The sequence below is a fragment of the Metapseudomonas boanensis genome, from assembly GCF_042232855.1.
Lineage (GTDB): Bacteria > Pseudomonadota > Gammaproteobacteria > Pseudomonadales > Pseudomonadaceae > Metapseudomonas > Metapseudomonas boanensis.
In genome coordinates this window covers 856,364-878,490 of record NZ_CP113889.1, presented here as the reverse complement: position 1 = coordinate 878,490, position 22,127 = coordinate 856,364, and the positions used below count along the sequence as shown (strand labels likewise).

General features: G+C 61.6%; 19 protein-coding genes. 13 read left to right on the top strand and 6 right to left on the bottom strand.

The genetic code is table 11. The annotated features are described in order from the left end of the window. Positions 1-85 precede the first annotated feature (85 nt). Positions 86-1,033, top strand: coding sequence for a 4-hydroxy-3-methylbut-2-enyl diphosphate reductase (gene ispH / locus OXH74_RS04085; protein WP_375740178.1), 948 nt, complete (start codon positions 86-88; stop codon positions 1,031-1,033). Between the two features lie 92 nt (positions 1,034-1,125). On the opposite strand, the gene OXH74_RS04080 is transcribed toward ispH, so the two are convergent. After that, a complete protein-coding gene (locus OXH74_RS04080) occupies positions 1,126-1,641 on the bottom strand; it encodes a GspH/FimT family pseudopilin (protein ID WP_375740177.1) in 516 nt (171 codons plus the stop codon). 444 nt (positions 1,642-2,085) lie between these two features. Between OXH74_RS04080 and OXH74_RS04075 the strand changes: the two genes are divergently transcribed. The 7 genes from OXH74_RS04075 to thiO all read left to right on the top strand — a co-directional run bounded on the left by OXH74_RS04075 (position 2,086) and on the right by thiO (position 9,561). After that, positions 2,086-2,478 (top strand): type IV pilin protein, encoded by a 393-nt coding sequence (locus tag OXH74_RS04075; protein ID WP_375740176.1) that lies wholly within the window; start codon positions 2,086-2,088, stop codon positions 2,476-2,478. A 4-nt stretch (positions 2,479-2,482) separates the two neighbouring features. Continuing rightward, positions 2,483-3,049 carry a type IV pilus modification protein PilV gene (gene pilV / locus OXH74_RS04070; RefSeq protein ID WP_375740175.1) on the top strand — a complete coding sequence of 189 codons (567 nt, stop codon included), beginning with the start codon at positions 2,483-2,485 and terminating at the stop codon, positions 3,047-3,049. Further along, positions 3,046-4,191, top strand: a complete 1,146-nt coding sequence (locus OXH74_RS04065) for a PilW family protein (protein WP_375740174.1) — start codon at positions 3,046-3,048, stop codon at positions 4,189-4,191. The genes pilV and OXH74_RS04065 overlap by 4 nt, the downstream gene beginning before the upstream one ends. Continuing rightward, on the top strand, positions 4,188-4,685 hold the full coding sequence (locus OXH74_RS04060; RefSeq protein WP_375740173.1) for a PilX N-terminal domain-containing pilus assembly protein: 498 nt from the start codon (positions 4,188-4,190) through the stop codon (positions 4,683-4,685). Before OXH74_RS04065 ends, OXH74_RS04060 begins: the two co-directional genes overlap by 4 nt. A gap of 25 nt (positions 4,686-4,710) precedes the next feature. Continuing rightward, complete coding sequence (locus OXH74_RS04055; RefSeq protein WP_375740172.1) at positions 4,711-7,737, top strand: pilus assembly protein; 3,027 nt, start codon at positions 4,711-4,713, stop codon at positions 7,735-7,737. Continuing rightward, positions 7,734-8,270 (top strand): GspH/FimT family pseudopilin, encoded by a 537-nt coding sequence (locus OXH74_RS04050; RefSeq protein WP_375740171.1) that lies wholly within the window; start codon positions 7,734-7,736, stop codon positions 8,268-8,270. Before OXH74_RS04055 ends, OXH74_RS04050 begins: the two co-directional genes overlap by 4 nt. A 199-nt stretch (positions 8,271-8,469) precedes the next feature. Next, positions 8,470-9,561: a glycine oxidase ThiO gene (thiO, locus tag OXH74_RS04045; RefSeq protein WP_375740170.1), complete on the top strand. Its 1,092-nt coding sequence runs from the start codon at positions 8,470-8,472 to the stop codon at positions 9,559-9,561. A gap of 1,218 nt (positions 9,562-10,779) precedes the next feature. Here thiO and OXH74_RS04040 read toward each other — a convergent pair. The 3 genes from OXH74_RS04040 to OXH74_RS04030 are packed head-to-tail and all read right to left on the bottom strand — an operon-like array spanning position 10,780 to position 13,938. Beyond that, the gene (locus OXH74_RS04040; RefSeq protein WP_375740169.1) at positions 10,780-12,117 is read right to left on the bottom strand and encodes a sigma-54-dependent transcriptional regulator; all 1,338 of its coding nucleotides are present in this window, start codon (positions 12,115-12,117) and stop codon (positions 10,780-10,782) included. Between the two features lie 2 nt (positions 12,118-12,119). Further along, positions 12,120-13,712 (bottom strand): PAS domain-containing sensor histidine kinase, encoded by a 1,593-nt coding sequence (locus OXH74_RS04035; RefSeq protein WP_375740168.1) that lies wholly within the window; start codon positions 13,710-13,712, stop codon positions 12,120-12,122. Next, positions 13,702-13,938: a PP0621 family protein gene (locus OXH74_RS04030; protein ID WP_215373029.1), complete on the bottom strand. Its 237-nt coding sequence runs from the start codon at positions 13,936-13,938 to the stop codon at positions 13,702-13,704. Before OXH74_RS04030 ends, OXH74_RS04035 begins: the two co-directional genes overlap by 11 nt. A 185-nt stretch (positions 13,939-14,123) precedes the next feature. Here OXH74_RS04030 and OXH74_RS04025 point away from each other — a divergent pair, with 185 nt between their 5' ends. Next, on the top strand, positions 14,124-15,755 hold the full coding sequence (locus OXH74_RS04025; protein WP_375740167.1) for an NAD+ synthase: 1,632 nt from the start codon (positions 14,124-14,126) through the stop codon (positions 15,753-15,755). Between the two features lie 129 nt (positions 15,756-15,884). Here OXH74_RS04025 and OXH74_RS04020 read toward each other — a convergent pair whose 3' ends face one another. After that, complete coding sequence (locus OXH74_RS04020; protein ID WP_375740166.1) at positions 15,885-16,712, bottom strand: inositol monophosphatase family protein; 828 nt, start codon at positions 16,710-16,712, stop codon at positions 15,885-15,887. After that, positions 16,709-17,431 carry a GntR family transcriptional regulator gene (locus OXH74_RS04015; RefSeq protein ID WP_375740165.1) on the bottom strand — a complete coding sequence of 241 codons (723 nt, stop codon included), beginning with the start codon at positions 17,429-17,431 and terminating at the stop codon, positions 16,709-16,711. The genes OXH74_RS04020 and OXH74_RS04015 overlap by 4 nt, the downstream gene beginning before the upstream one ends. 147 nt (positions 17,432-17,578) lie before the next feature. Here OXH74_RS04015 and OXH74_RS04010 point away from each other — a divergent pair, with 147 nt between their 5' ends. The 4 genes from OXH74_RS04010 (at position 17,579) to OXH74_RS03995 (ending at position 22,121) form a co-directional block, all read left to right on the top strand. Continuing rightward, positions 17,579-19,126 carry an ABC transporter substrate-binding protein gene (locus OXH74_RS04010; protein WP_375740164.1) on the top strand — a complete coding sequence of 516 codons (1,548 nt, stop codon included), beginning with the start codon at positions 17,579-17,581 and terminating at the stop codon, positions 19,124-19,126. A 63-nt stretch (positions 19,127-19,189) separates the two neighbouring features. After that, positions 19,190-20,185 (top strand): ABC transporter ATP-binding protein, encoded by a 996-nt coding sequence (locus tag OXH74_RS04005; protein ID WP_375740163.1) that lies wholly within the window; start codon positions 19,190-19,192, stop codon positions 20,183-20,185. Then, the gene (locus OXH74_RS04000; protein ID WP_375740162.1) at positions 20,182-21,189 is read left to right on the top strand and encodes an ABC transporter ATP-binding protein; all 1,008 of its coding nucleotides are present in this window, start codon (positions 20,182-20,184) and stop codon (positions 21,187-21,189) included. The genes OXH74_RS04005 and OXH74_RS04000 overlap by 4 nt, the downstream gene beginning before the upstream one ends. Then, positions 21,189-22,121 carry an ABC transporter permease gene (locus tag OXH74_RS03995; RefSeq protein ID WP_375740161.1) on the top strand — a complete coding sequence of 311 codons (933 nt, stop codon included), beginning with the start codon at positions 21,189-21,191 and terminating at the stop codon, positions 22,119-22,121. Before OXH74_RS04000 ends, OXH74_RS03995 begins: the two co-directional genes overlap by 1 nt. Positions 22,122-22,127: the final 6 nt, after the last annotated feature.

Below are 22,127 nucleotides of genomic sequence, written 5' to 3'. Positions count from 1 at the left end.
GGCCCTTGTAGGAGCGAGGGGGACGCCGAGTCCTTGCTCGCGAATGGCTAATTTCAGACCGCTGAGGCAGGACGAGGTAACCGCCATGCAAATCAAACTCGCCAATCCCCGCGGCTTCTGTGCCGGTGTCGATCGCGCCATCGAAATCGTCAACCGAGCGCTGGAAGTCTTCGGCCCGCCGATCTACGTGCGCCACGAAGTGGTGCACAACAAGTTCGTGGTCGAAGACCTGCGAGCCCGTGGCGCAGTGTTCGTCGAAGAGCTGGACCAGGTGCCGGACAACGTCATCGTCATCTTCAGCGCCCATGGCGTCTCCCAGGCCGTGCGCCAGGAAGCCGAACGCCGTGGCCTCAAGGTGTTCGACGCGACCTGCCCGCTGGTGACCAAGGTGCATATGGAAGTCGCGCGCTACAGTCGCGATGGCCGCGAGTGCATCCTGATCGGCCACGCCGGGCACCCGGAGGTCGAAGGCACCATGGGCCAGTACGACGCCAGCACGGGTGGAGCGATCTACCTGGTTGAAGACGAAGCAGACGTCGAGCGCTTGGTAGTACGCAATCCTGAAGCCCTATCCTTCGTCACCCAGACGACCCTTTCGATGGACGACACCAGCCGCGTCATCGACGCGCTACGCGCCAAGTTCCCCAGCATTGGCGGGCCGCGCAAGGACGACATCTGCTACGCCACCCAGAATCGCCAGGATGCAGTCAAACAGCTGGCGAAAGAAAGCGACCTGGTCCTGGTCGTAGGCAGCCCGAACAGCTCCAACTCCAACCGCCTGCGCGAGCTTGCCGAGCGTATGGGGACCCCGGCCTACCTGATCGACGGCGCCGAAGACATGAAGCGCGAATGGTTCGAGCATGCCAAGAAGATCGGCATTACCGCCGGCGCCTCCGCGCCTGAGGTTCTGGTTCGCGGTGTGATCGACCAGTTGCGCGAGTGGGGCGCGGATGTAGCGGTCGAGCTGGATGGCAGGCCAGAGAATGTAACCTTCTCGATGCCGAAGGAGTTGCGGGTCGTCAGCGTCGGCTGAGGCCTTCGCCCTGTAGGAGGGGGCGCCGAGTCCTTGCTCACGCAAATGAGACATTCGCGAGCAAGCTCGCTCCTACAGGGAGTTCAGAGTCCTCAACAATCTTCTGGCGGCCCCTTGGTTCTGCGCACCCGGCCTGTTGCACTGATCACCAATTTCCGAGCCGGGAGTTTGCCGTCGGCATGGCAGAGAACAAGGGTTCCCGCCTGAAAAGCTCCATTGGGCATGGATGTGCGCCCTGTCGGCGTATAGCGCACATAGCGCCGCACTGGAGCGTTCCCCATGATTATCAGCCGATCCGGTTGCGGGCCAACCTCGGCGAGCACCTCTTCGCCCTCGTCCCACCTGGCGTTGTTGTTCTGATCAGCGAAGACCCGCCATCCTGCTGACCAATTTCCGCCTTGGTTGTCGACCAGGACCGGGACCCTCCGGGTGATCGAAGCTTGCCGCGCTTGACTGAAGCTTGTGAGCAGAGCAAGGCTCGCCGAGTTGAGTTGATGCGCCCTGATGAACTGCGTCATTCCGGGAACCCCGAGGCTTACAAGTAGCGCGATGAGCGTCAGCGCAACCAGCGCCTCGATAAGAGTGAAGCCGCGAGCGATTCCAGCCATGGCATCCTTGCCCTCCTGGCGTAAGTGAGGTGTGCAACCTGTCGTCCTTGGTCTTGGCCCGCTCGTCGCCGACAAAAGGACGTTCATCCGGCCAGACCTTTAAGCTTCTGGAATTGAAAGGTTTTCTCAATATCGCCCGGGCTTTTTGGCTATGAGGAAATATCTGGAATTTGGCGGCAGATCACTTTGCAGATTGTGAGAAAGGCGCATCCTATATGCACGATTGTGCTAAGCCTGTATGCGTGATGACTGCTACGTGATGAGCCGAACGGTTCATTGATTGTCGGCAGCGAGGCAAACAGAACCCAGGCGATTGTTGGTGCGGGAGTTGCGGCAGTAGTTGGAGGGTGGACAATGGTCGAGTTGAAGGGACTTCAACTGATGTCAGGAGCCTTGAGTTCGAATCAGGCATTCCTCCCGTCGTACAACCAATAAGGTGACCCAGTGGGCAGAGCGAAACAGCGCGGTTTTACACTCATAGAACTCATGGTTGTAGTGGCGATAATTGGCATCCTTGCTGCCGTCGCCTATCCCAGCTACCGGCAATATATGATTCGCGGGGACCGCGCTGCAGCGCAGGCGCAGATGATGGATATTGCCAATCGCCAGCAACAGTACCTATTGGCCAATCGTACCTATGCGACCAAGACGCAGCTTGAGGCAAGCGGCTATGGTCTACCCAGCGAGGTGGTCGGTAAGTACACGTATGACATCACCGTGGGAAGTGGTTCAGTACCCAGCTTCACCATTACTTTCACGGCGACTGGGTCGCAAGCGAGTGATGGCAACCTGTCCCTCACTAGCGAAGGGGTCAAGTCCCCGCCGGCGAAGTGGTAGTGCCATGAGCCCTTCATTTCCCTTGGGATCTCAGCGCGGCCTCACCCTCATCGAGGTGCTGGTCACCATCCTCATTCTTTCCATTGGCCTGCTCGGGATGGCTGGACTCCAGGCCCGTCTTCAGCAGTCCGAGATGGAGGCTTATCAACGTGCCCAGGCGCTGTTACTGCTGGACGATATGGCCAATCGGATTGCCGCCAACCGCAATGCAGCCCCAGCCTATGTCACGGGTACGTCCAGCCCTTTGGGCGCTGGAATGACTTGCCCTACTTCCACCGCCACCCAGCGTGAGCGTGATGTCAGCGAGTGGTGCAACACCTTGCAGGGTGTGGCCGAAACGTCGGGTACGGCAAAGGTGGGTTCGATGGTCGGTGCGAGAGGCTGTGTGCAGTCTTTAGGCAGCAACCAGTACATGATCACAATTGCTTGGCAGGGGTTGACGCCTATTTCAGCTCCGCCTTCAGGGGTCGCGTGCGGGGCAAACAATTACAACGGGGCTACAGGGTCGAGCTGCACGGATGATCGTTGTCGCCGAGTCGTTACCACCATAGTGCGTGTCGCTGACCTATGAATGACATGAATGCAGCTAGCCGCGGGTTAGCGTCCGGCAGTCGCTCTGGCAGGCAACAATCGGGGTTCAGCCTGGTCGAGTTGATGATTGCGGCCACCATCAGTCTGCTGATCATGGCCGCAGTACTGACGCTCTTTCTGGATGTTTCAAGAACAAACGACGAAATGGCCAGGACGAATGCGCAAATCGAAAATGGTAGGTTTGCGCTGCAGTTGCTCCAGGAGGATCTGGCCCATGCGGGCTTCTGGGATGGCTATGTTCCGGAGTTCGACGACCTGAGCAGCAGCGAGGATCCCACCGACGTTCCTGATGATGTACCCAGTCCGTGTTCATGGAGTGCCACTGACAATACCAATCTGCTTGGCATTCCCGTGCAGGTTTACGATGGGATTCCGCCTGGCTGCGAGGCGATCGTCACCAACAAGAAGGCCGATACGGATGTACTGGTGGTCCGCCATGCCGAAACCTGCCTTCCTGGCGTAGGTAACTGTGAAGCGGAGGCTGCCAACAAGCTCTATTTCCAGCCTTCTTTCTGTTCCAGCGACGCGGCGCGCTATGTAATGGGGACCTCCGGCTTCACGCTTATGAAACGGGATTGCGCAACGCCTTCGAATAAACGCAAGGTCGTCTCCAACCTCTATTACATCCGTGATTACTCGGTGACGGCGGGGGATGGAATACCAACTCTGATGCGTTCGGAGTTCGGCCCGGGGCCCGCACCAAAAGCAGCGGAGGCCCTTATCGAGGGTATCGAAGGATTCCGCGTTGAACTCGGCATCGACAGCATAGGCGATGGTGCTGTGGCCAACGATTATGATGAGGCAGTCACCTTTGCTCTGGATGTCAGTGGAGATGCTGACCGGTCCCGTCCGACGAATCGTGGGGATGGAGCACCTGATGGTGCGTTTGTCCGCTGTCCGGCTGGTGGATGCTCGGTGGAGCAACTCATCGATGTGGTCGCAGTCAAGGTCTTCCTGTTGGTCAGGGGCCTTCAGTCCTCCCCGGGCTACAGCGACAGTAAGACCTACGCCTTGGGAATAGCCTCACCCGCTGCCGAAATCGTCGGAAGCAATTACAAGCGCCACGTCTATTCCACCACCGCTCGTCTGGTCAACGTATCGGGCAGGAGGGAAACCCCATGATGAAAGGCGCCTCTCGACCCGATCAGCAGGGTGCGACCCTGGTGGTGGGCCTGATCATGCTGCTCATGCTCACCCTGCTGGTGGGTAGCGCATTCACCATGAGCGGAAGCAGCCTTAAGTCCGTTGGCAACATGCAGGCGCGCGAGGAAGCTCTGGCCGCCGCCAATATTGCGACCGAGCAGGTGGTGAGTTCGCCATTCACGGATGCCCCTACTGCCGAGTCGATCAACGTGGACATCAATAACGACGGCGTAACCGACTACACCGTCAACATGGCCGTTCCGATCTGCATAAGCGAAACGGAGTTGCCTGTTGTGTCCGAAGACCAGCTCAGCGGCATACGTGCCGGGGTGGTACCGCCAGATTCGCAATGGAGCACTGTTTGGGAACTGGCGGCAACAGTGACTGATCCTGCGAGTGGCGCATCCACGCGCGTTCGATCAGGTGTGCGGGTATTGCTCTCGGAGAGCGAAAAAGAAAGCGTGTGTCCGTAACCAAGGTCTGCTTCAGGAGAGCGGTATGAGAACGGGGTTCTTGAAAGGAATAGTGGCGGCAGCGGCCCTGGCGTTCTGGCTCCCTGGCCAGGCAGAGGACATCGATCTTTTCGTGGGGACCACGCCCAGCGCCAACGATGTGCCGAATGTGCTGATCGTGCTGGATAACACCGCCAACTGGAACAACGCTTTCACTAATGAAATGACGGCCCTGAGCACGGTGCTGGGTGGACTGGATGCGGACAAGTTTCGCCTTGGCCTGATGATGTTCACGGAATCCGGCCAAGGTAACTCCAATGTGGATGGCGCTTATGTACGAGCAGCCATTCGCCTGTTGAACAGCACCAACAAGACCACGTACCAGCAATTGGTTCAAAGCCTTCACATTACCGACGATAAGTCGAACGGCGGCAAAGCCAGTTTGGCGATGTGGGAGGCCTACCAGTACTTTTCAGCGGGCGCCCCGCATGCTGGTAATGGCAAGAACAAAACAGACTATGCAGGCAATACCTCGGGAACAACGGCCTCGAACGCTATCTATGCACTTTCGGGGAATGCTCTGGCCTCCAAGAATGCAACTGCTTACAACACCCCAATAGCCTCCGGCTGCGCCAAGAACTTCATCATCTACATCAGCAATGGTGCGGCTCAGGACAACAATAACGACACAACTGCGAGCACCGCTGCGCTTAGCGCTGCTGGCGGCCGGACGACGACTATTCCCATCTCTCCCAGTGGATCGCAAGACAACATGGCGGATGAGTGGGCGCGCTTCATGAAGACCAGCGACCTTGGAATCGTCACCTACACCATCGATGTGAACAAGGTGACTACCGGCCAGGGTCCAGGCTGGACGGCATTGCTCAAAAGCATTGCGGGTGTGAGTGGCGGCAAGTACTTCGACGTCACCGCCACGGGTACTCAGATTGCCGATGCTCTGAAAACAGCGCTCTCCGAAATTCAGTCGGTCAACAGTGCCTTCGCGTCGGTTAGCCTTCCGGTGAGTGTGAATACGCAGGGAACCTACCTGAACCAGGTGTTCATCGGGATGTTCCGCCCCGACGAGAACCTGGCTCCCCGGTGGGCGGGTAATCTCAAGCAGTACAAGTTGGGGATCACCAATGGTTCCTTGAGGCTGCAGGATGCCAACGGCAATGCGGCGATCAACACCTCGACTAACTTCATTGCCGAATGTGCGCGTAGCTTCTGGACCCGCTCAACTCTCGACACCTATTGGCAGAACCGCCCTCAAGGTTCATGCCTGACCGTCGCCAACTCGGATATTTCGAACACGCCTGACGGCAATGTGGTTGAAAAGGGGGGGCAAGGCTATCTGTTGAGGAGCGGGACCAGTCGGACGATGTATACCTGCAACCCGACTTTTTCTTCATGCACCCAATTGACGGACTTTGCCTCTACCAACAGCGCAATCACTTCGTCCCTCCTTGGTGTCACCGATGCAAACAGGGATGGGCTGATCAACTGGGCGCGGGGCCTCGACGTGGACGATGAGGACACCGATGGAGTGACCACCACTGAAATGCGTCGCTCGGCCCACGGCGATGTCGTGCACTCCAGGCCGGTGGCAATTGACTACGGATCCACGGGGGCTCCGAATGTGGTCGTCTACTACGGTGGTAACGACGGGGCGTTCCGGGCCATCAACGGTAATCGTCCTGCTAGTGAAACGGATACTGAAGCGGGGCGAGAGCTTTGGTCCTTCGTGCCGCCCGAGTTCTACGGCAATCTCAACCGCCTGCGGACAAATGCTCCGACCATCAGCTTCCAGGGCAGCACGGGGGGGCAGCCAAAGAGCTATGGCGTTGACGGTCCAATCACCGCATTCCGCGGCACCATCAGCAGCGTCCAGAAGACATTCATCTATGCTGGCATGCGCCGGGGTGGGCGTGCCCTTTATGCTTTCGACGTAACCAGCCCAACCAGTCCTGCACTGAAGTGGAAGGTCGGCTGCCCGAATCTTGGGAACGATACCGGCTGTACGGCGGGGTTTGACGGGATCGGCCAAACATGGTCGTCGGCCATGGTGTTGAAGGCTGCTGGTTACGACTCCGGTAACTCGCCGCTACTGATCATGGGCGGTGGCTATGACAACTGTGAAGATACCGATAACGGTACTTCCAACCATTCCTGCACGTCTTCCAGCAAAGGAAACAAGATCTATGTGCTGGACGCCAATACCGGCGCGCTGCTTAACACGCTGAATACCGAGAGAGGTGTGGTCGGGGACGTTACGGTAGTACCGGATAGCAACGGACGGGCGAAGTACGCCTATGCGGCTGACCTGGGCGGTAATGTTTACCGAATCACGATCGGCAACGATGCGCCGGGCGATTGGGATATCGACCGGATTGCTTCTCTGGGTTGTGCGAACGGAGGAACATGTTCTATCAACAGGAAGTTCATGTTTGCCCCGGAAGTTGTAGTTTCAGGTGATAGCTATCTGCTGCAGCTAGGTTCCGGCGATCGGGAAAAACCGTTGAGCAGCTATGCCGCAACTGCCGGCCTGACCAACTACTTCTTCAATATCAAAGATCGGCCGACGACCGCGGACTGGTTGACTGGCGATGACATCTGTTCGGATAGCGGTGATAGTTTCATCTGTCTCAATACGCTGTTGCCGATATCTGGCAGCGGCAATCCCACTCAGTCGCAGTTGAACTCCAAGCCCAAGGGTTGGTATCTGGCCCTGGCTGCCTCTGAGCAAGTCGTGACCTCAGCTGTGACCGTGTTTGGGCGAATTGTCTTCAATACGCACCAGCCGACCTCTCCTGATCCGAATGCCTGTTCTGGTCTGGGGACAAACCGTGCCTATAACATCTCCTACAAGGATGCCTCGGGTCTGGATGGCGACAGGTTCATTGTCCTGGATGGTGGTGGCCTGTCGCCGTCACCGGTGGCAGGCGAGGTGAGGCTGGATGATGGTACGGAGCTGCCGTTCGTTTGCACGCTGGAGTGCTTTGAGCCTGATCCCGAATTTTCCACGTCAGAGCGGCCGAAAGGACGGGTTTACTGGAGCATCGATCGAGAATGAGCAGCCTGCCCATGAATGCGGGAGTGGTGGACGACGCCCGGTGGTGTCGCTGCGGAGGCTTCACCCTGATCGAGCTGATGGTCACCCTGGTGGTGCTGGCGGTCCTCCTCGGGATCGCCATCCCATCCTTCACTGATGTGACCCTGGGCAGCAAGTTGCGGAGTCAGGCGAACGACCTGGTTGCGGGGGCGGCGCTTGCGCGTAGCGAGGCGGTCAAGCGCAACCAGGCGGTCACCCTCTGCGCGTCCTCCAATGGGTCAACCTGTGCGACATCGGGCGGCTGGCAGCAGGGCTGGATAGTTCGCAGTTCGGGTGGCACGGTGGTGCAGGTCCATCCGGCTGCACCGAGCGGATTCGTGATCAGTGCCAGTGTGCACAGCATTGCCTTCCAGCCCACGGGCACAGCGTCCGTGAGCACGGTGTTGAAAGTCTGCCGCGCGTCACCAAGCGTAGGTGAGCAGGAACGGCTGGTTTCGATCAGCCTCACGGGTCGGGCCTCTGTGTCCAAAACCACCAGTGGTGATTGCTCCTGACAGACGATTGAACAGTCGTCCGGGCTCCTCGATCGCGCATCTGCGCGTCTCCCTGTCTTAGAATTCCTCTCCCGGTGCCGGGCTTTGCCCGCACCCTGGTGCTGCGATCGTATTGTCCATGCGCCGTTTGTGCGAGGCAGTCTCTGGAGACTGCCGAGGCGAGCGACGCGCCAGATTTTCCTGTTGTGCTGGAGGTTTCATGCGCGTTTTGCTGGTCGGTGGGGGAGCTATCGGGTTGCTGTCAGCGTACCTATTGGCGAAGGAAGGGGTTGACGTGGCCGTGCTCGACAAGGGCCCTTGCGGACGCGAGTCCTCCTGGGCCGGCGGCGGCATCGTGTCCCCGCTTTATCCCTGGCGCTATTCCTCCGCCGTTACGGCGTTGGCGCATTGGTCGCAGGACTTCTATCCGCAGCTCGGTCAGCAACTGCTCGCTGAAACCGGTGTGGACCCTGAGGTCTTCGTCACGGGGCTCTACTGGCTGGACCTGGAGGATGAGGCTGAGGCGCTGGCCTGGGCCGCCGCTCAGGGGAGGCCGTTGGCCCCGGTCGATATGGCGCAGGTCCATGCCGCCGTTCCCCCGCTCGGACCGGGTTTCCAGCGGGCGATCTATATGGCGGGCGTGGCCAATGTGCGCAACCCGCGTCTGACTCGTGCCCTGCGAGAGGCTTTGCTACGGATGCCGAATGTGACCTTGCACGAGTCGTGCGAAGTGCGCGGTTTTGTCCGTGATGGCCAGCGGGTCACCGGTGTGAGCACGGTCGAAGGCGAACTCCTGGCCGATCGGGTGGTGCTGGCTGCCGGTGCCTGGAGTGGCGAGCTGTTGGGAACCTTGGGCGTCGAGCTGCCGGTGGAGCCCGTGAAGGGGCAGATGATCCTGTTCAAATGCGCGGAGGACTTCCTGCCGTCCATGGTGCTGGCCAAGGGGCGCTATGCGATTCCGCGGCGTGACGGTCACGTCCTCGTTGGCAGCACCCTGGAGCACGCCGGATTCGACAAGACCCCTACCGAGGAAGCCCTGGAAAGCCTCAAGGCATCTGCCTTCGAACTACTACCGGGCCTGGCGGATGCCGAGCTGGTGGGGCACTGGGCCGGGCTGCGTCCTGGCTCGCCGGAGGGGATTCCCTTCATTGGTCCTGTGGCGGGGTTCGACGGCCTCTGGTTGAACTGCGGGCACTACCGTAACGGGCTCGTCCTGGCACCGGCGTCCTGCCGGTTGCTGGCGGACCTCATGCTGGAACGCAAGCCGATCATCGATCCAGCCCCGTATACACCGGCCACTCGATTGGGCTGAGCGCAAACAAGCACCTCCGCCAGCGGCCCCTTGCTGGCGAAAGTGTGGGCGATGTTCGCGAGCAAGCTCGCTCCTACAGGGGCGGCGGCGGGCGTCTCGTAGGAGCCAGCTTGCTGGCGAAAGCGTGGGTGATGTTCGCGAGCAAGCTCGCTCCTACAGGGGCGGGCGACGGGCTTTTCGTAGGAGCCAGCTTGCTGGCGAATGCGGGGCGTGGTGTTCGCGAGCAAGCTCGCTCCTACAGGGGCGAGCGACGGGCTTTTCGTAGGAGCCAGCTTGCTGGCGAATGCGGGGGCGATGTTCGCGAGCAAGCTCGCTCCTACAGGGGCCGCGACGGGCTTTTCGTAGGAGCCAGCTTGCTGGCGAATGCGGGGGTGAAGTTCGCGAGCAAGCTCGCTCCTACAGGGGCGGGCGGCGGGCTTTTCGTAGGAGCCAGCTTGCTGGCGAATGCGGGGGTGATGTTCGCGAGCAAGCTCGCTCCTACAGGGGGGCGGGCGGCGGGCTTTTCGTAGGAGCCAGCTTGCTGGCGAATGCGGGGGTGATGTTCGCGAGCAAGCGCACTCCTGCAGGGGCGGGCGAGGGGCTTTTCGTAGGAGCCAGCTTGCTGGCGAATGCGGGACGTGGTGTTCGCGAGCAAGCTCGCTCCTACAGGGGCGAGCGACGGGCTTTTCGTAGGAGCCAGCTTGCTGGCGAATGCGGGGGTGATGTTCGCGAGCAAGCGCGCTCCTACAGGGGCGGCGACGGGCTTTTCGTAGGAGCCAGCTTGCTGGCGAATGCGGGGGTGATGTTCGCGAGCAAGCGCGCTCCTACAGGGGCGGGCGAGGGGCTTTTCGTAGGAGCCAGCTTGCTGGCGAATGCGGGACGTGGTGTTCGCGAGCAAGCTCGCTCCTACAGGGGCGAGCGAGGGGCTTTTCGTAGGAGCCAGCTTGCTGGCGAATGCGGGGGTGATGTTCGCGAGCAAGCGCGCTCCTACAGGGGCGGCGACGGGCTTTTCGTAGGAGCCAGCTTGCTGGCGAATGCGGGGGTGATGTTCGCGAGCAAGCTCGCTCCTACAGGGGCGAGCGAGGGGCTTTTCGTAGGAGCCAGCTTGCTGGCGAATGCGGGGGTGAAGTTCGCGAGCAAGCTCGCTCCTACAGGAGGGTGGCGACCTTTTCGTAGGAGGCGAAAGCGGAGGATGTTCGCGTACAAGGACTCGGCGTCCCCCTCGCTCCTGCAGGCGGATCAATCTATGCCCAGCTTCTTCAACCGATAGCGCATCGAGCGGAAGGTCAGGCCCAAGCGCTGGGCAGCAGCGGTGCGGTTCCAGCGCGTCTCTTCCAGCGCCTGCATGATCAGTTTGCGCTCGATCTCCTCCAGGTAGTCCTCAAGGTTATCGATCTGCGCCAGGTTCGCTTCGCCTGACTCGGCGCTGCTGCTCGCCTCGCTGAGCCGCAGGTCGCGGGCCTGGATCTCATTATCTTCGCAGAGCGTGTAGGCACGCTCGAGCATGTTTTCCAGTTCGCGCACGTTGCCCGGGAAGCGGTAGCACTTGAGTTTGTCCAGTGCTTCGGTCGTGAGCCGCGCAGCGGGCAGGCCGCTTTGCTGCGCCAGGCGCTTGAGCATGGTCTCGGTAAGCAGCGGAATGTCTTCGCGGCGTTCGCGCAGGGGCGGCACGCCAAGTTCGATGACGTTCAGGCGGTAGTAGAGGTCCTGACGGAAGCGCCCGGCGGCCACTTCAGCGGCGAGGTCCTTGTGCGTGGCGCTGAGGATGCGCACGTCGACCACCACTTCCTGCTGACCACCAACGGTCCTTACGGCCTTTTCCTGAATGGCGCGTAGCAGTTTCACCTGCATTGGCAACGGCAGGTCCGCCACTTCGTCGAGGAACAAGGTGCCGCCATTGGCCGCCTGGAACAGGCCCTGCTTGTCTTCGAGCGCGCCGGTGAAGCTGCCTTTCTTGTGGCCGAAGAATTCGCTTTCCATCAGCTCCGAGGGAATGGCGCCGCAGTTCACCGGAACGAAGGGGCGTTCTGCGCGCGGCCCTTGCTCGTGGATCAGGCGAGCCACCAGCTCCTTGCCGCTGCCGGATTCGCCGCTGATGTAGACCGGCGCCTGGCTGCGGGCAAGTTTCTGGATCTGATTGCGCAGGGACTTCATCGGCGGCGAGTCGCCCAGCAAGCGACTATCCACCGGCGCTTCGCTGGCTTCCGGATTGCTGAGACGCAGGGCCGTATTGACCAGTTCGCGCAAGCGGCCGAGGTCGACGGGCTTGGTGACGAAGTCGAAGGCGCCGGCCTTCAGGGCGTTCACGGCAGTGTCGAGGCTACCGTAGGCAGTGATCATCGCTACCGGGACCAGCGGGTGGCGCTGCTGGATGTACTGTACTAGCTCAAGGCCAGTGCCATCGGGCAGGCGCATGTCGGTCAGGCACAGGTCGAAGGGCTCGCGGGCCAGCCATTCGCGGGCTTCCTTGAGATTGCGTGCGCTGCGGGTGTCGAGCTTCATCCGCCCGAGGGTGATCTCCAGCAATTCGCGGATATCGGGCTCGTCATCGACGATCAGGGCTCTCTGTCGGGTCATGGTCAGCTCAGTTTGCGCGGATGGGCAAAGGTGATACGGAAGCAGCTGCCGCCTTGCTCGCGGGGTTTGTAGTCGAGGCGAGCCTGGTTGCTCTCGCAGAGTTCGCGGGAAATATACAACCCGAGCCCCGTGCCTTTGTTTTCGGTGGTGTAGAAGGGCTCGAAGATGTGCGGTCGGTGCTCTTCCGGCACGCCCTCGCCGTCGTCCTCGACCTCGAGCACCGGCAGATCGCTTTCCGGGTCGCGGAACAGCTTGAGCCACACCTGGCCTTGCGTGTGCTTCTGGGCGCTGTAGCGCAGGCCGTTCTCGACCAGGTTGGTCAGGACCTGAGTCAGCTGGTGCGGGTCCATGCGTGTCTGCAGGGTGCTGCCAATGCTGGCCAGATGAAGGGTCTGGTTAGTACTGGCGGAGCTGCGAAACTCACTGGCGAAGCGGGTCAGCCAGTACTTGAGGTCCAGCAACTGGGGGTCTGACTGGCGGCGACGGGACAGTTGCAATACGTTCTCGATCACCAGGTTCATGCGTCGCGAATGGTCCTGGATGATCTGCGCCAGACGCCGGTCGGGCCCTGGCAGGTCCTCCGACTCATGCAACAGCTGCGCAGCATGGCTGATGGCCCCAAGCGGGTTGCGGATTTCGTGGGCGATGCCCGCGGTGAGGCGCCCCAGAGAGGCCAGTTTCAGTTGTTGGGCCTGCTGCGCCACCTGGGAAATATCGTCGAGAAACACGAGGATGTTTTCCTGCCTGCCCTGGGGCAGTGGAACGAAGCTGGGCTGCAGTGTCGGGCCGTCGGTGAAGGCCTGGAAACTTGGTGGTCGCAATGTGGGGTTGCTGACCCACTGTTCGTAGCAATGCAGCAGCTCCGGGCATTGCGGGGCAAGTGGTTTGCCGGCAAGACCTTCCTTGCCGAGCAGGGTCTGGGCGCCCTGGTTGGCCAGGAGGATACGGTGCAAGGGGTCCAGGACCAGGATGCCGGTGCGCATGCGCTCGAGGATCTGCGCATTGAGCGCTTCGAGGTTGGCTACGTCCTCCGCCCGTTGCTCGGCCAGGCTTTCGCTGCGTTGCAGTCGCTTGCTGGCTGCCTGGACGAACAGCGCAGCGGCGAAGCAAAGGGCGCCCAATGCGCCGGCCTGGACGAACTGGCTGGACACCTGCGGGTAGATGAGGCTGAGGTAGAAGGTCAGGTAGATCAGGCCGATGGCCGCCACCGCCGCCACCAGCAGACCGATGCGACCGCGCAACAGTGAGTTGGAGATCGCCACCGAGACGATCAGCAGGTTGCCGATGCCGCTGGGAGTGCCGCCTGCAGCGAAGAACAGGCCGGACAGCAGCAGCACATCCACCAGGGCAAGGCTGAATATCTGCACCATGCGCCGGGGTTGGGCGACCAGCGTCGCGACCAGTACGTTGAGGATCAGGTAGAACCAGCTGCCCTTGCGGAACAGGTCCGCATTGACGGGGTTCAGCAACTGGTCGTCGAGCTCGCTGGAAATCAGTAGCACGAGTAGCAGGCCGATCGACAACCGATAAAGGTTGTAGAGGCGGAAAATGCGTCGTGCCTGCGGACCGACTCCGTTCAGGCTCTCAGCGCTCACCAGAGCTCTTGTCCTGTTCGAGGTGGGCCTGACTGCAGTACCAGCGGTCGTCGCGGGACAAAGCATGGGCGCGCGGCAGGTGAACACCGCACTGGGCGCAGCGCACCATGGGCTGGGTTTCATCGTCCTGGCGTGGGGCAGGGCGCGGCGGGGTTGGGGTCTTGAACCGGCGCCAGAGCCAAATGGCGGCGAAGATCACGGCAATCCAGAACAGCAGGCGAAACATCCTGTTGGTGCTCTCATCTAGTTTGGAGTCTGGCAGTTTATCCAAGCCGGTTGTCCACGCACAGAGACCAGCCGCACGGCTGTGGAGCCTTGGGCAGTATCCGCTGCGCGTGATGCGGAGTATGGTGGCGCTGAGACGCATTCCACGGTGCTCGGCGCATTGTGGACAACGCTGAGGAGGCGGCCATGAGCCAAAGCCTGCGGGTCGTGATGGCGCAGCTCAATCTGCGAGTCGGTGATGTACACGGCAACGTGGAACGAATCATCGAGGCCGCGAATTCGGCGCGGGAACTCTGGGAGGCGGACGTCATCGTCTTTCCGGAACTCACGCTGAGCGGCTATCCACCGGAGGACCTCCTGCTGCGCTCCAGCATGCAGCGGCGTATCGAGCAAGGGCTGCAGCGGCTGCGCGAGGAGGTTCGCGGCATCTACCTGGTGGTTGGCTACCCCTGGCTGGACGCCGACGCGCGCTACAACGCCTGCGCAGTGATCGCCGACGGCGAACTGCTGGCCACCTACTTCAAGCAGAAGTTGCCCAACTACCGGGTCTTCGACGAGAAACGCTACTTCGAGCCTGGCCAGCAGGCCTGCGTGGTGGATATCAAGGGCATTGCCGTGGCCTTGTCGATTTGCGAGGACATCTGGTTCCCCGAACCTATGGCGCAGGCCCGCGCAGCGGGGGCCCAGCTAATGCTGAGCTTGAATGCTTCCCCATTTCACCTGGATAAACAGCGCGAGCGGGAGGAGGTGCTGGCCGAGCGCGCCGCCGAGGGCGAGATGCCGATCATCTATGTCAACCAGGTAGGTGGGCAGGATGAGCTGGTCTTCGATGGTGGCAGTTGCGTCATCGATGTCTATCGTGCGGTTTGCCAGCGGACACCAGCGTTCATCGAAGGGTTGTATCCAGTCGACCTGCAGTGGCAAGGCGACTGCCTGAGGCCGCGCCAGACCCATTGCGAGGAGCTACCCGGCCTTGAAGCCAGTGTCTACCAGGCACTGGTGGTAGGCGTGCGTGACTACGTGCGCAAGAACGGTTTCAACGGTGTGGTGCTGGGGCTGTCCGGCGGCATCGATTCGGCCCTGACCCTTGCCGTGGCCGTTGATGCCCTGGGGCCGGAGCGGGTCGAGGCGGTGATGATGCCTTATCACTACACCGCCCAGATCAGCCAGGAGGATGCCGAGGCCGAAGCGCGCGCCCTGGGCGTCAGTTACCAGGTTCTGCCGATTGCCGCTGCTGTCGATGCCTTCATGCAGACGCTGGCGCCGGTCTTCGATGGCTCGCCCCGCGACACCAGTGAGGAGAACCTCCAGGCCCGCTGCCGAGGCACCATACTGATGGCCATTTCCAACAAGAAGGGCTACCTGGTCCTGACGACCGGCAACAAGAGCGAACTCGCCGTCGGGTATGCCACGCTCTACGGCGACATGGCGGGCGGTTTCGACGTCCTCAAGGACGTACCCAAGACCCTGGTATTTCGCCTGGCCGAGTATCGAAACAGCCATGGGCGGGTGATTCCGCAGCGGGTCATCGAGCGCCCGCCTTCGGCTGAGCTGGCGCCGGGCCAGTTGGATGAGGACTCGCTGCCGCCGTATCCGTTGCTGGATGAAATCCTCAAGCTCTACATCGAGCATGACCTCTCGGCCAACGCCATCATCGCCGAGGGCTTCGATGAGGATACGGTCAACCGGGTGCTTCGGCTGGTGGATCGCAATGAGTACAAGCGACGCCAGGCGGCGATTGGCATAAGGGTTACCCAGCGCGGATTCGGTCGCGACCGGCGCTATCCGATCACCTCGGGGTGGCGGCTGGGGGATTAGGTTCTCCAAGAAAGTCGCCTGCATTGGATGACGCAGCCTGAGGCCGGTCTCAGCGCCGTCCGAGGTTTTTTCGTGCAGAACCCATCCCCTATGTCCCGCAGGTGCGGGGTGGCTCGGCCCGGACTCCCGTTACCGGGTACTCGATAACGCCCCGGTTCCTGCGTTGAGCATCGCCAGCGCCTTGGCATGCAGCGCGGCATTGGCTGCCGCCAGGACATTGACTCGCCCATCCAACTGCAGCGGATTGCCCTGCCAATCGGTCACGATGCCCCCCGCACCTTCAATCACCGGAATCTGCGCGGCAATATCGTAGGGATAGACATTGGCCTCCACCAGCAGGTCGATCTGGCCCAGTGCCAGGAGGCCGGCGGCGTAGCAGTCGTGTGAATAACGCGTGACGCTGATCGCCTGGCGCAAGCGCTCGAAGGCCGCGACCTGACCCGGTTGCAGGCAGGCTGGGTCCGAGGTGTAGAGCACCGCGGTGGCCAGCTCGGTACAAGCGGACGTGCGGATCGGCTGATCGTTCAGCACACTTGAACGACACGTTGAGGCCAGCCAACGCTCGCCGGTGATCGGCTGGTCGATCAGGCCCAGCACGGGCTCACCGTGATGGCTGAGGGCGATTTGCGTACCAAAGCACAGCGAACCCGAGAGGAATGACTTGGTGCCATCGATCGGGTCGAGATGCCAGCACCACTCCGCTTGCGGGTTGCGGTGGGCGAACTCCTCGCCCTTGATGCCGTGGTCCGGGAAGCTCGCTTCGATACGCTCGCGCATCATGCGTTCCACTTCACGGTCGGCAATGGTCACCGGACTGGCGTCCCCTTTCGCATCGACGGCCGGCCGAGTGCGGAAGTATCGCTTGATGATGGTTCGCGCCTCGTCGGCCATTTCCTGGGCGAGCGTCAAGGCCGCCTCGGGAAGGGCCTGTGGGGAAGTCGACTGAGTCGAACTCATTGTGAAACCTCCGGTGCGAAGTGCAGCTCCAGGGCCTCGAAGCGCCAGAACTCGCGGTCGAGCTGGATCACCTGGCCTTGTTCATCGGTCTTGATGCGCCGGATGTAGAGGCCGGGCGCACCGTTGCTGCAGCCGAGCAACTGCTGGGGCTGCCCCTCCAGCCGCACGGGCCGGATCTTGAGGTCGGCCAGCTTCGGCTTGATAGCGAACTCCTGCTCCCAGACTTCAGTGAACGAGCGTCCCGCCAGTTTTGCGGGATAGTTCGGTGCTCGCTGGCAGTTGATCAGCACGTCGTGGACGAAGATCCGATGACCATTGAAGGCGCCCCAGCCCTGCACACGTAGCAGCGGAGCACCCGGCTGGATACCGAAATCAGCGGCCAGATCGGCATCGGCCTGGATTGTTTCCTGTGAAAGGTCCTGCCAGGTCGCTTCGCCCTGCAGGGAGGCCGCGCGCTGGAAGCTGACGTAGCTCAGCGGGTCATAGATGAAGCGGGGCTGCGCGACGAACCAGCCCTTTCGATCCAGACGGAAAATCGCGCCTTCGTTTTCCAGTGCCAGCAGCGCCTGACGCAGCGACATCCGCTTCACGCCCAGGGAGTCGCATAGCTCGCGCTCTGGCGGCAGCTTTTCACCCGCGCGCCAGCGCTGCTCGCGTAATGCGTCCTTCAACGCCAGCCGGGCAATACCGGCAGACGTCATGGTGGACTCGTGTTCCATCTTCCTGAATTCCTCAAGGCTTAACGAAATCGTAACAAGCGTGGTTTAAACCAGTGTCTAAGCTTTGGTTTAAACCAATCTAGCGGAATGGTTGGTAAATGACAGTGACCGTTTGATGACATCGACAACAGCTAGAGGAACAAGAAGATGAATCGCTTCTCCCGTAGGTTCTGCACCCTGCTGGGCGCCGCTGTGCTCAGTGCAAGCGCCGGACAGGCCATGGCCGTCAGCCAGACCGACCTGACCGTGGCGGTCACCAAGAATCCGTCCCGCCTCGACCCGATGGCCGAAAACAGTAACGTCAATGCCCGGGTCATGAAGAATGTGCTGGAAACCCTGATCTACACCGACAACCAGGCTGGCGGCGAGTTGAAGCCGGGGCTGGCGCAGAGCTGGCGTCGGCTCGATGACCGGACCCTCGAGTTCAGCCTGCGCCAGGGCGTGCAGTGCCATAACGGCGAGGTCTTCGATGCCGAGGATGTGGCCTTCAGCCTGGGGCCGCAGCGCTTTCTGGGCGAGCAGGCGCCGGGCTGGGGCATCGCTCGCGAATACCTGGGTGGCCTGGAACAGGTCGAGGTGCGCGACAGCCATACCGTGCGTATCCGCTTCGTCCAGCCGGACCCCTTGCTGGAGCTGCGCTTTGCCAACTGGATGAGCGAAATGGTCTGCAAGGACGCCTTCCAGGCGGCCGGAAGTTGGGAAAACTGGCTCAAGCAGCCGATCGGCACCGGCCCCTACCGCCTGGCTGAAGTCCGGCATGGCGATTACATCAAGCTGCAAGCGTTCGACCGTTATTGGGGCGAAAAGGCGCCGGTCAACAGCGTCACCTTCAAGGAGGTGCCGGAAACCGCTGCTCGTATCGCGGGCCTGAAAGCCGGCGATTACCAGATCGCTGCCGAATTGACGCCGGACCAGTTCGAGTTGCTCAAGTCCGACGGAACTGCCCGCGTCGAAGGCGGCCCGATTCGCAATATCCGCGTCATCGTTTTCGACGAGAACCACCCCCAGTTGAAAGACCCGAAGATGCGTCAGGCGCTGAGCCTTGCCATCGATCGCCAGCTGATCGTCGACACCCTGTATAGCGGGCACACGTCCGTGCCCAACGGACTGCAGATGGAAGTCTTCGGTGACCTCTATATCGGCGATTTCAAGGGCACTTCGTACGACCCCGAAAAAGCGCGCCGGTTGGTGAAGGAGGCCGGCTACAAGGGCGAGCCGATCGCTTACCGCTATCTCCAGGACTACTACGCCGGCGAGGTCAATACAGCGCAGATCCTGGTTGAGATGTGGCGCCAGGTGGGGATCAACGTGAAGCTGGAGCCGAAGGAGAACTGGGCCCAGATCGAGGACGATCCGAAAGGCCGGGGCATCTTCAACTGGTCCAACAGTGCCGAATATCCCGATCCGTTGGGCCAGATCTACCGCCTCTATGGGCCTGAGGGGTGGTTCCAGCGCAATCACACCTACCAAAGCGATGCCTTCAACCAGTGGGGCGAGCAGCTCAAGGGAACTGATAAGGCCAAACGGATCGAGGCCATGCGCCAACTGCTTGAAGTCTACGAGCGTCAAGACCCGCCAGGGACCTACCTGCACACCTTGCCGATGTATTACGGCGTGCGCAGTGAGCTGGCCTGGACCCCCTCGGACAATCCCTTCATGGACCTCGGCAGCCGAGCTTTGCGGGTCAAGGACTGATCGCGGTCTTTCCCTCTGTGCAGGGCGGGTCACGCCGCCCTGCCTGTCTGGTCAGGAGTTTCAATGCAACCTTTGTTAGATATCCGCCACTTGCAGGTGGCCTTTGCCGCCGGTGGCTCCAGTGTCCCGGTGGTGCAAGGCGTCGATCTGCAGGTGGGCCGGGGCGAGATAGTCGGCCTGGTCGGTGAAAGCGGCAGCGGTAAGAGTGTGACCTGCATGGCCGCCATGGGACTGCTGGACGGCAATGCCCGGCTCAGCGGCGAGATGCGCTGGGATGGCGAGCCGATCCCGAGCCAGGATGACCGTGCCATGAGCCGGTTGCGTGGCAACGAGCTGGCAATGATCTTCCAGGATCCTATGAGTGCGCTGAACCCCGTGCAGTCCATCGGGCGGCAACTGTTCGAGGCCATCCGTCTCAATGATCCCGACCGGCGCGGTCGCCAAGCCTTGAAGGCGCGGGCGCTCCAGCTGCTCGGTTATGTCGGCGTCCCGGACCCGGAGCAGCGTTTGCAGGCATACCCACATCAACTGTCGGGCGGCCTGAACCAACGGGTGGTGATCGCCATGATGCTGGCCGGCAATCCGCGCCTGCTGATCGCTGACGAGCCCACTACCGCGCTGGACGTCACCGTGCAGGCGCAGATCATCGACCTCCTGCGGCAACTGCGCGACCAGCGCGGCATGTCGATCATCCTGGTGACCCACGATCTTGGCGTGGTCGTCCAGGCCTGCGACCGGGTCGTGGTGATGTATTGCGGCCAGATCGTCGAGAGTGGGCCGGTCGAGGCCGTCTTCCGCTCGCCGTGCCATCCCTACACGCGGGGGCTCCTGGCCTCGCTGCCACGGATCGACAGCGACGATGACGCACTCATGGCGATCCCCGGCATGGTGCCGCCACCCCAGGAACTGGGCGCGGGCTGTGCCTTCGCGCCACGTTGCCCGAATGCATCGGCTGTCTGCTGGAGCAGCACACCGACCAGCCAGTCCACCGAAGCTGGCCAGACATTCGCCTGTTTCTTCCCTGCTACCGTGCCATCGAATCGAGTGCCGTCACGATGACCCCCATATCTCCGGACCGGCCCCTGCTGGAGGTCGCTGATCTGCGCTGCGCTTATCCAGGCAACACGTGCAATCGCCTGTTCGCCCCACGTCAGTGGGTCCATGCCGTCAACAGCGTCAGTTTCGATATTCAACCGGGCGAAGCCTTTGGCCTGGTAGGCGAAAGCGGCTGTGGCAAATCGACGACCGCCAAGCTCATCCTGAGCATGGCCCGCGCCAGTGCCGGTTCAGTGCGTTACCGCGGCGAGGAGTTGATCGGCCGCTCGGAAGCCGACTGGATCGCCTTGCGCCAACGCCTCCAGTACGTGTTCCAGGACCCGCTCGGCGCGCTGGACCCACGCATGACGGTGCTCGATCAGGTGATCGAACCCTTGACCATCCATCGCTTGCACGACCGGGCACGGCGGCGTGAGTTGGCGCAGGCGCTGATGCAAAGCGTCGGGCTGTTGCCGGGCCAGATGACCAAGTATCCGCATGAGCTGAGTGGTGGCCAGCGTCAGCGGGTGGTGTTGGCCCGAGCGCTGGTGCTGGAACCGGAGCTGTTGGTCTGTGACGAGCCGATCTCGGCGCTGGACGTGTCGATCCAGGCCCAGATCGTCAACCTGCTTCAGCAATTGCGCCGTGAGCGGGGGCTGACGCTTCTATTTATCAGTCATGATCTGTCGGTCGTACGCCACTTGTGCGATCGGGTGGCGGTGATGTACCTGGGCCGCATCGTCGAGATGGGCCGTGCCAATGAACTGTTTCGCGCGCCGCGTCACCCCTACACCCGGGCGCTGGTCTCGGCCATTCCCACCCTGGACCCCGGCTCTCCCAATCAGCGGCTCCTGCTTCCTGGGGAACCGCCGAGCCCGGCCAACCCGCCGACCGGCTGCGCATTCCATCCCCGCTGCAGCCAGGCCACGGACCGATGCCGACAGCAGCAACCCGAACTCGAAGGTGACAGCCGGCATCGAGCGGTCGCGTGCTTCCATGCCGAGGCGACTGCCAGGGAGGTGGCCTGATGAATGCCCTCTATTGCCTGCAGAAACTCCTGCGCGCCTTGCTGACGGTGCTGCTGATCGTCAGCACGGTGTTCATCGTTCTGCGCCTGTCCGGCGATCCGGCGATCTATGTGCTCGGCCTGGATGCCGATCCCCGAGCGCTGGATGCCTTTCGCCAGCAATGGGGACTGGACCAGCCGTTGTGGCAGCAATATGTGCAGTTTCTCGGCAACTGCCTGCAAGGCGACTTCGGTTACTCCTACTTCGAGGAGCGCGATGCGATGGTCGCGGTGCTGGAGCGCCTGCCCGCGACCGTGCTGCTGATGGGGGTGACCGGCATTTGCACCCTGCTGATCGGCATTCCGGCCGGCATCTGGGCTGCGTTGCATCGCAACAGCTGGATAGATCGGCTGACGATGCTGCTGTCGGTGGCCGGTTTCAGTCTGCCCAACTTCGTCTTCGGCATCCTGCTGATCCTGCTGTTCTCGATCACCTGGCAGATCCTGCCGACTGGCGGCAGCGGCAGTTGGCAGCATCTGGTAATGCCGGTGCTGACCATGACCTTGGCCGAAGCTGCAGTGCTCGCGCGCTTCACCCGTTCGGCGATGCTGGAGGCGCTGAGCCAGCCCTACATGCGTACTGCGCGGGCCAAGGGGCTGCGCTGGAATCGGGCGGTAATCCGGCACGCACTGCCCAATGCTGCGATCCCGCTGATTACGGTCGTTGGTTTCTTCGTCGGAACCCTGGTTGCGGGGGGCGTGGTGACTGAAAGCGTATTCGCCTGGCCGGGTCTGGGCAGGCTGCTGGTCAGTTCGGTGGCCAATCGCGACCTGGCGGTGGTGCAGATCATCGTGATGCTGATCGCCTGCTCGATGGTGTTGACCAACCTGCTGGTTGACCTTCTATACGGCTGGCTCGACCCACGTGTGGGCGATTCGAGAAACAGGGGTTGAAATGAC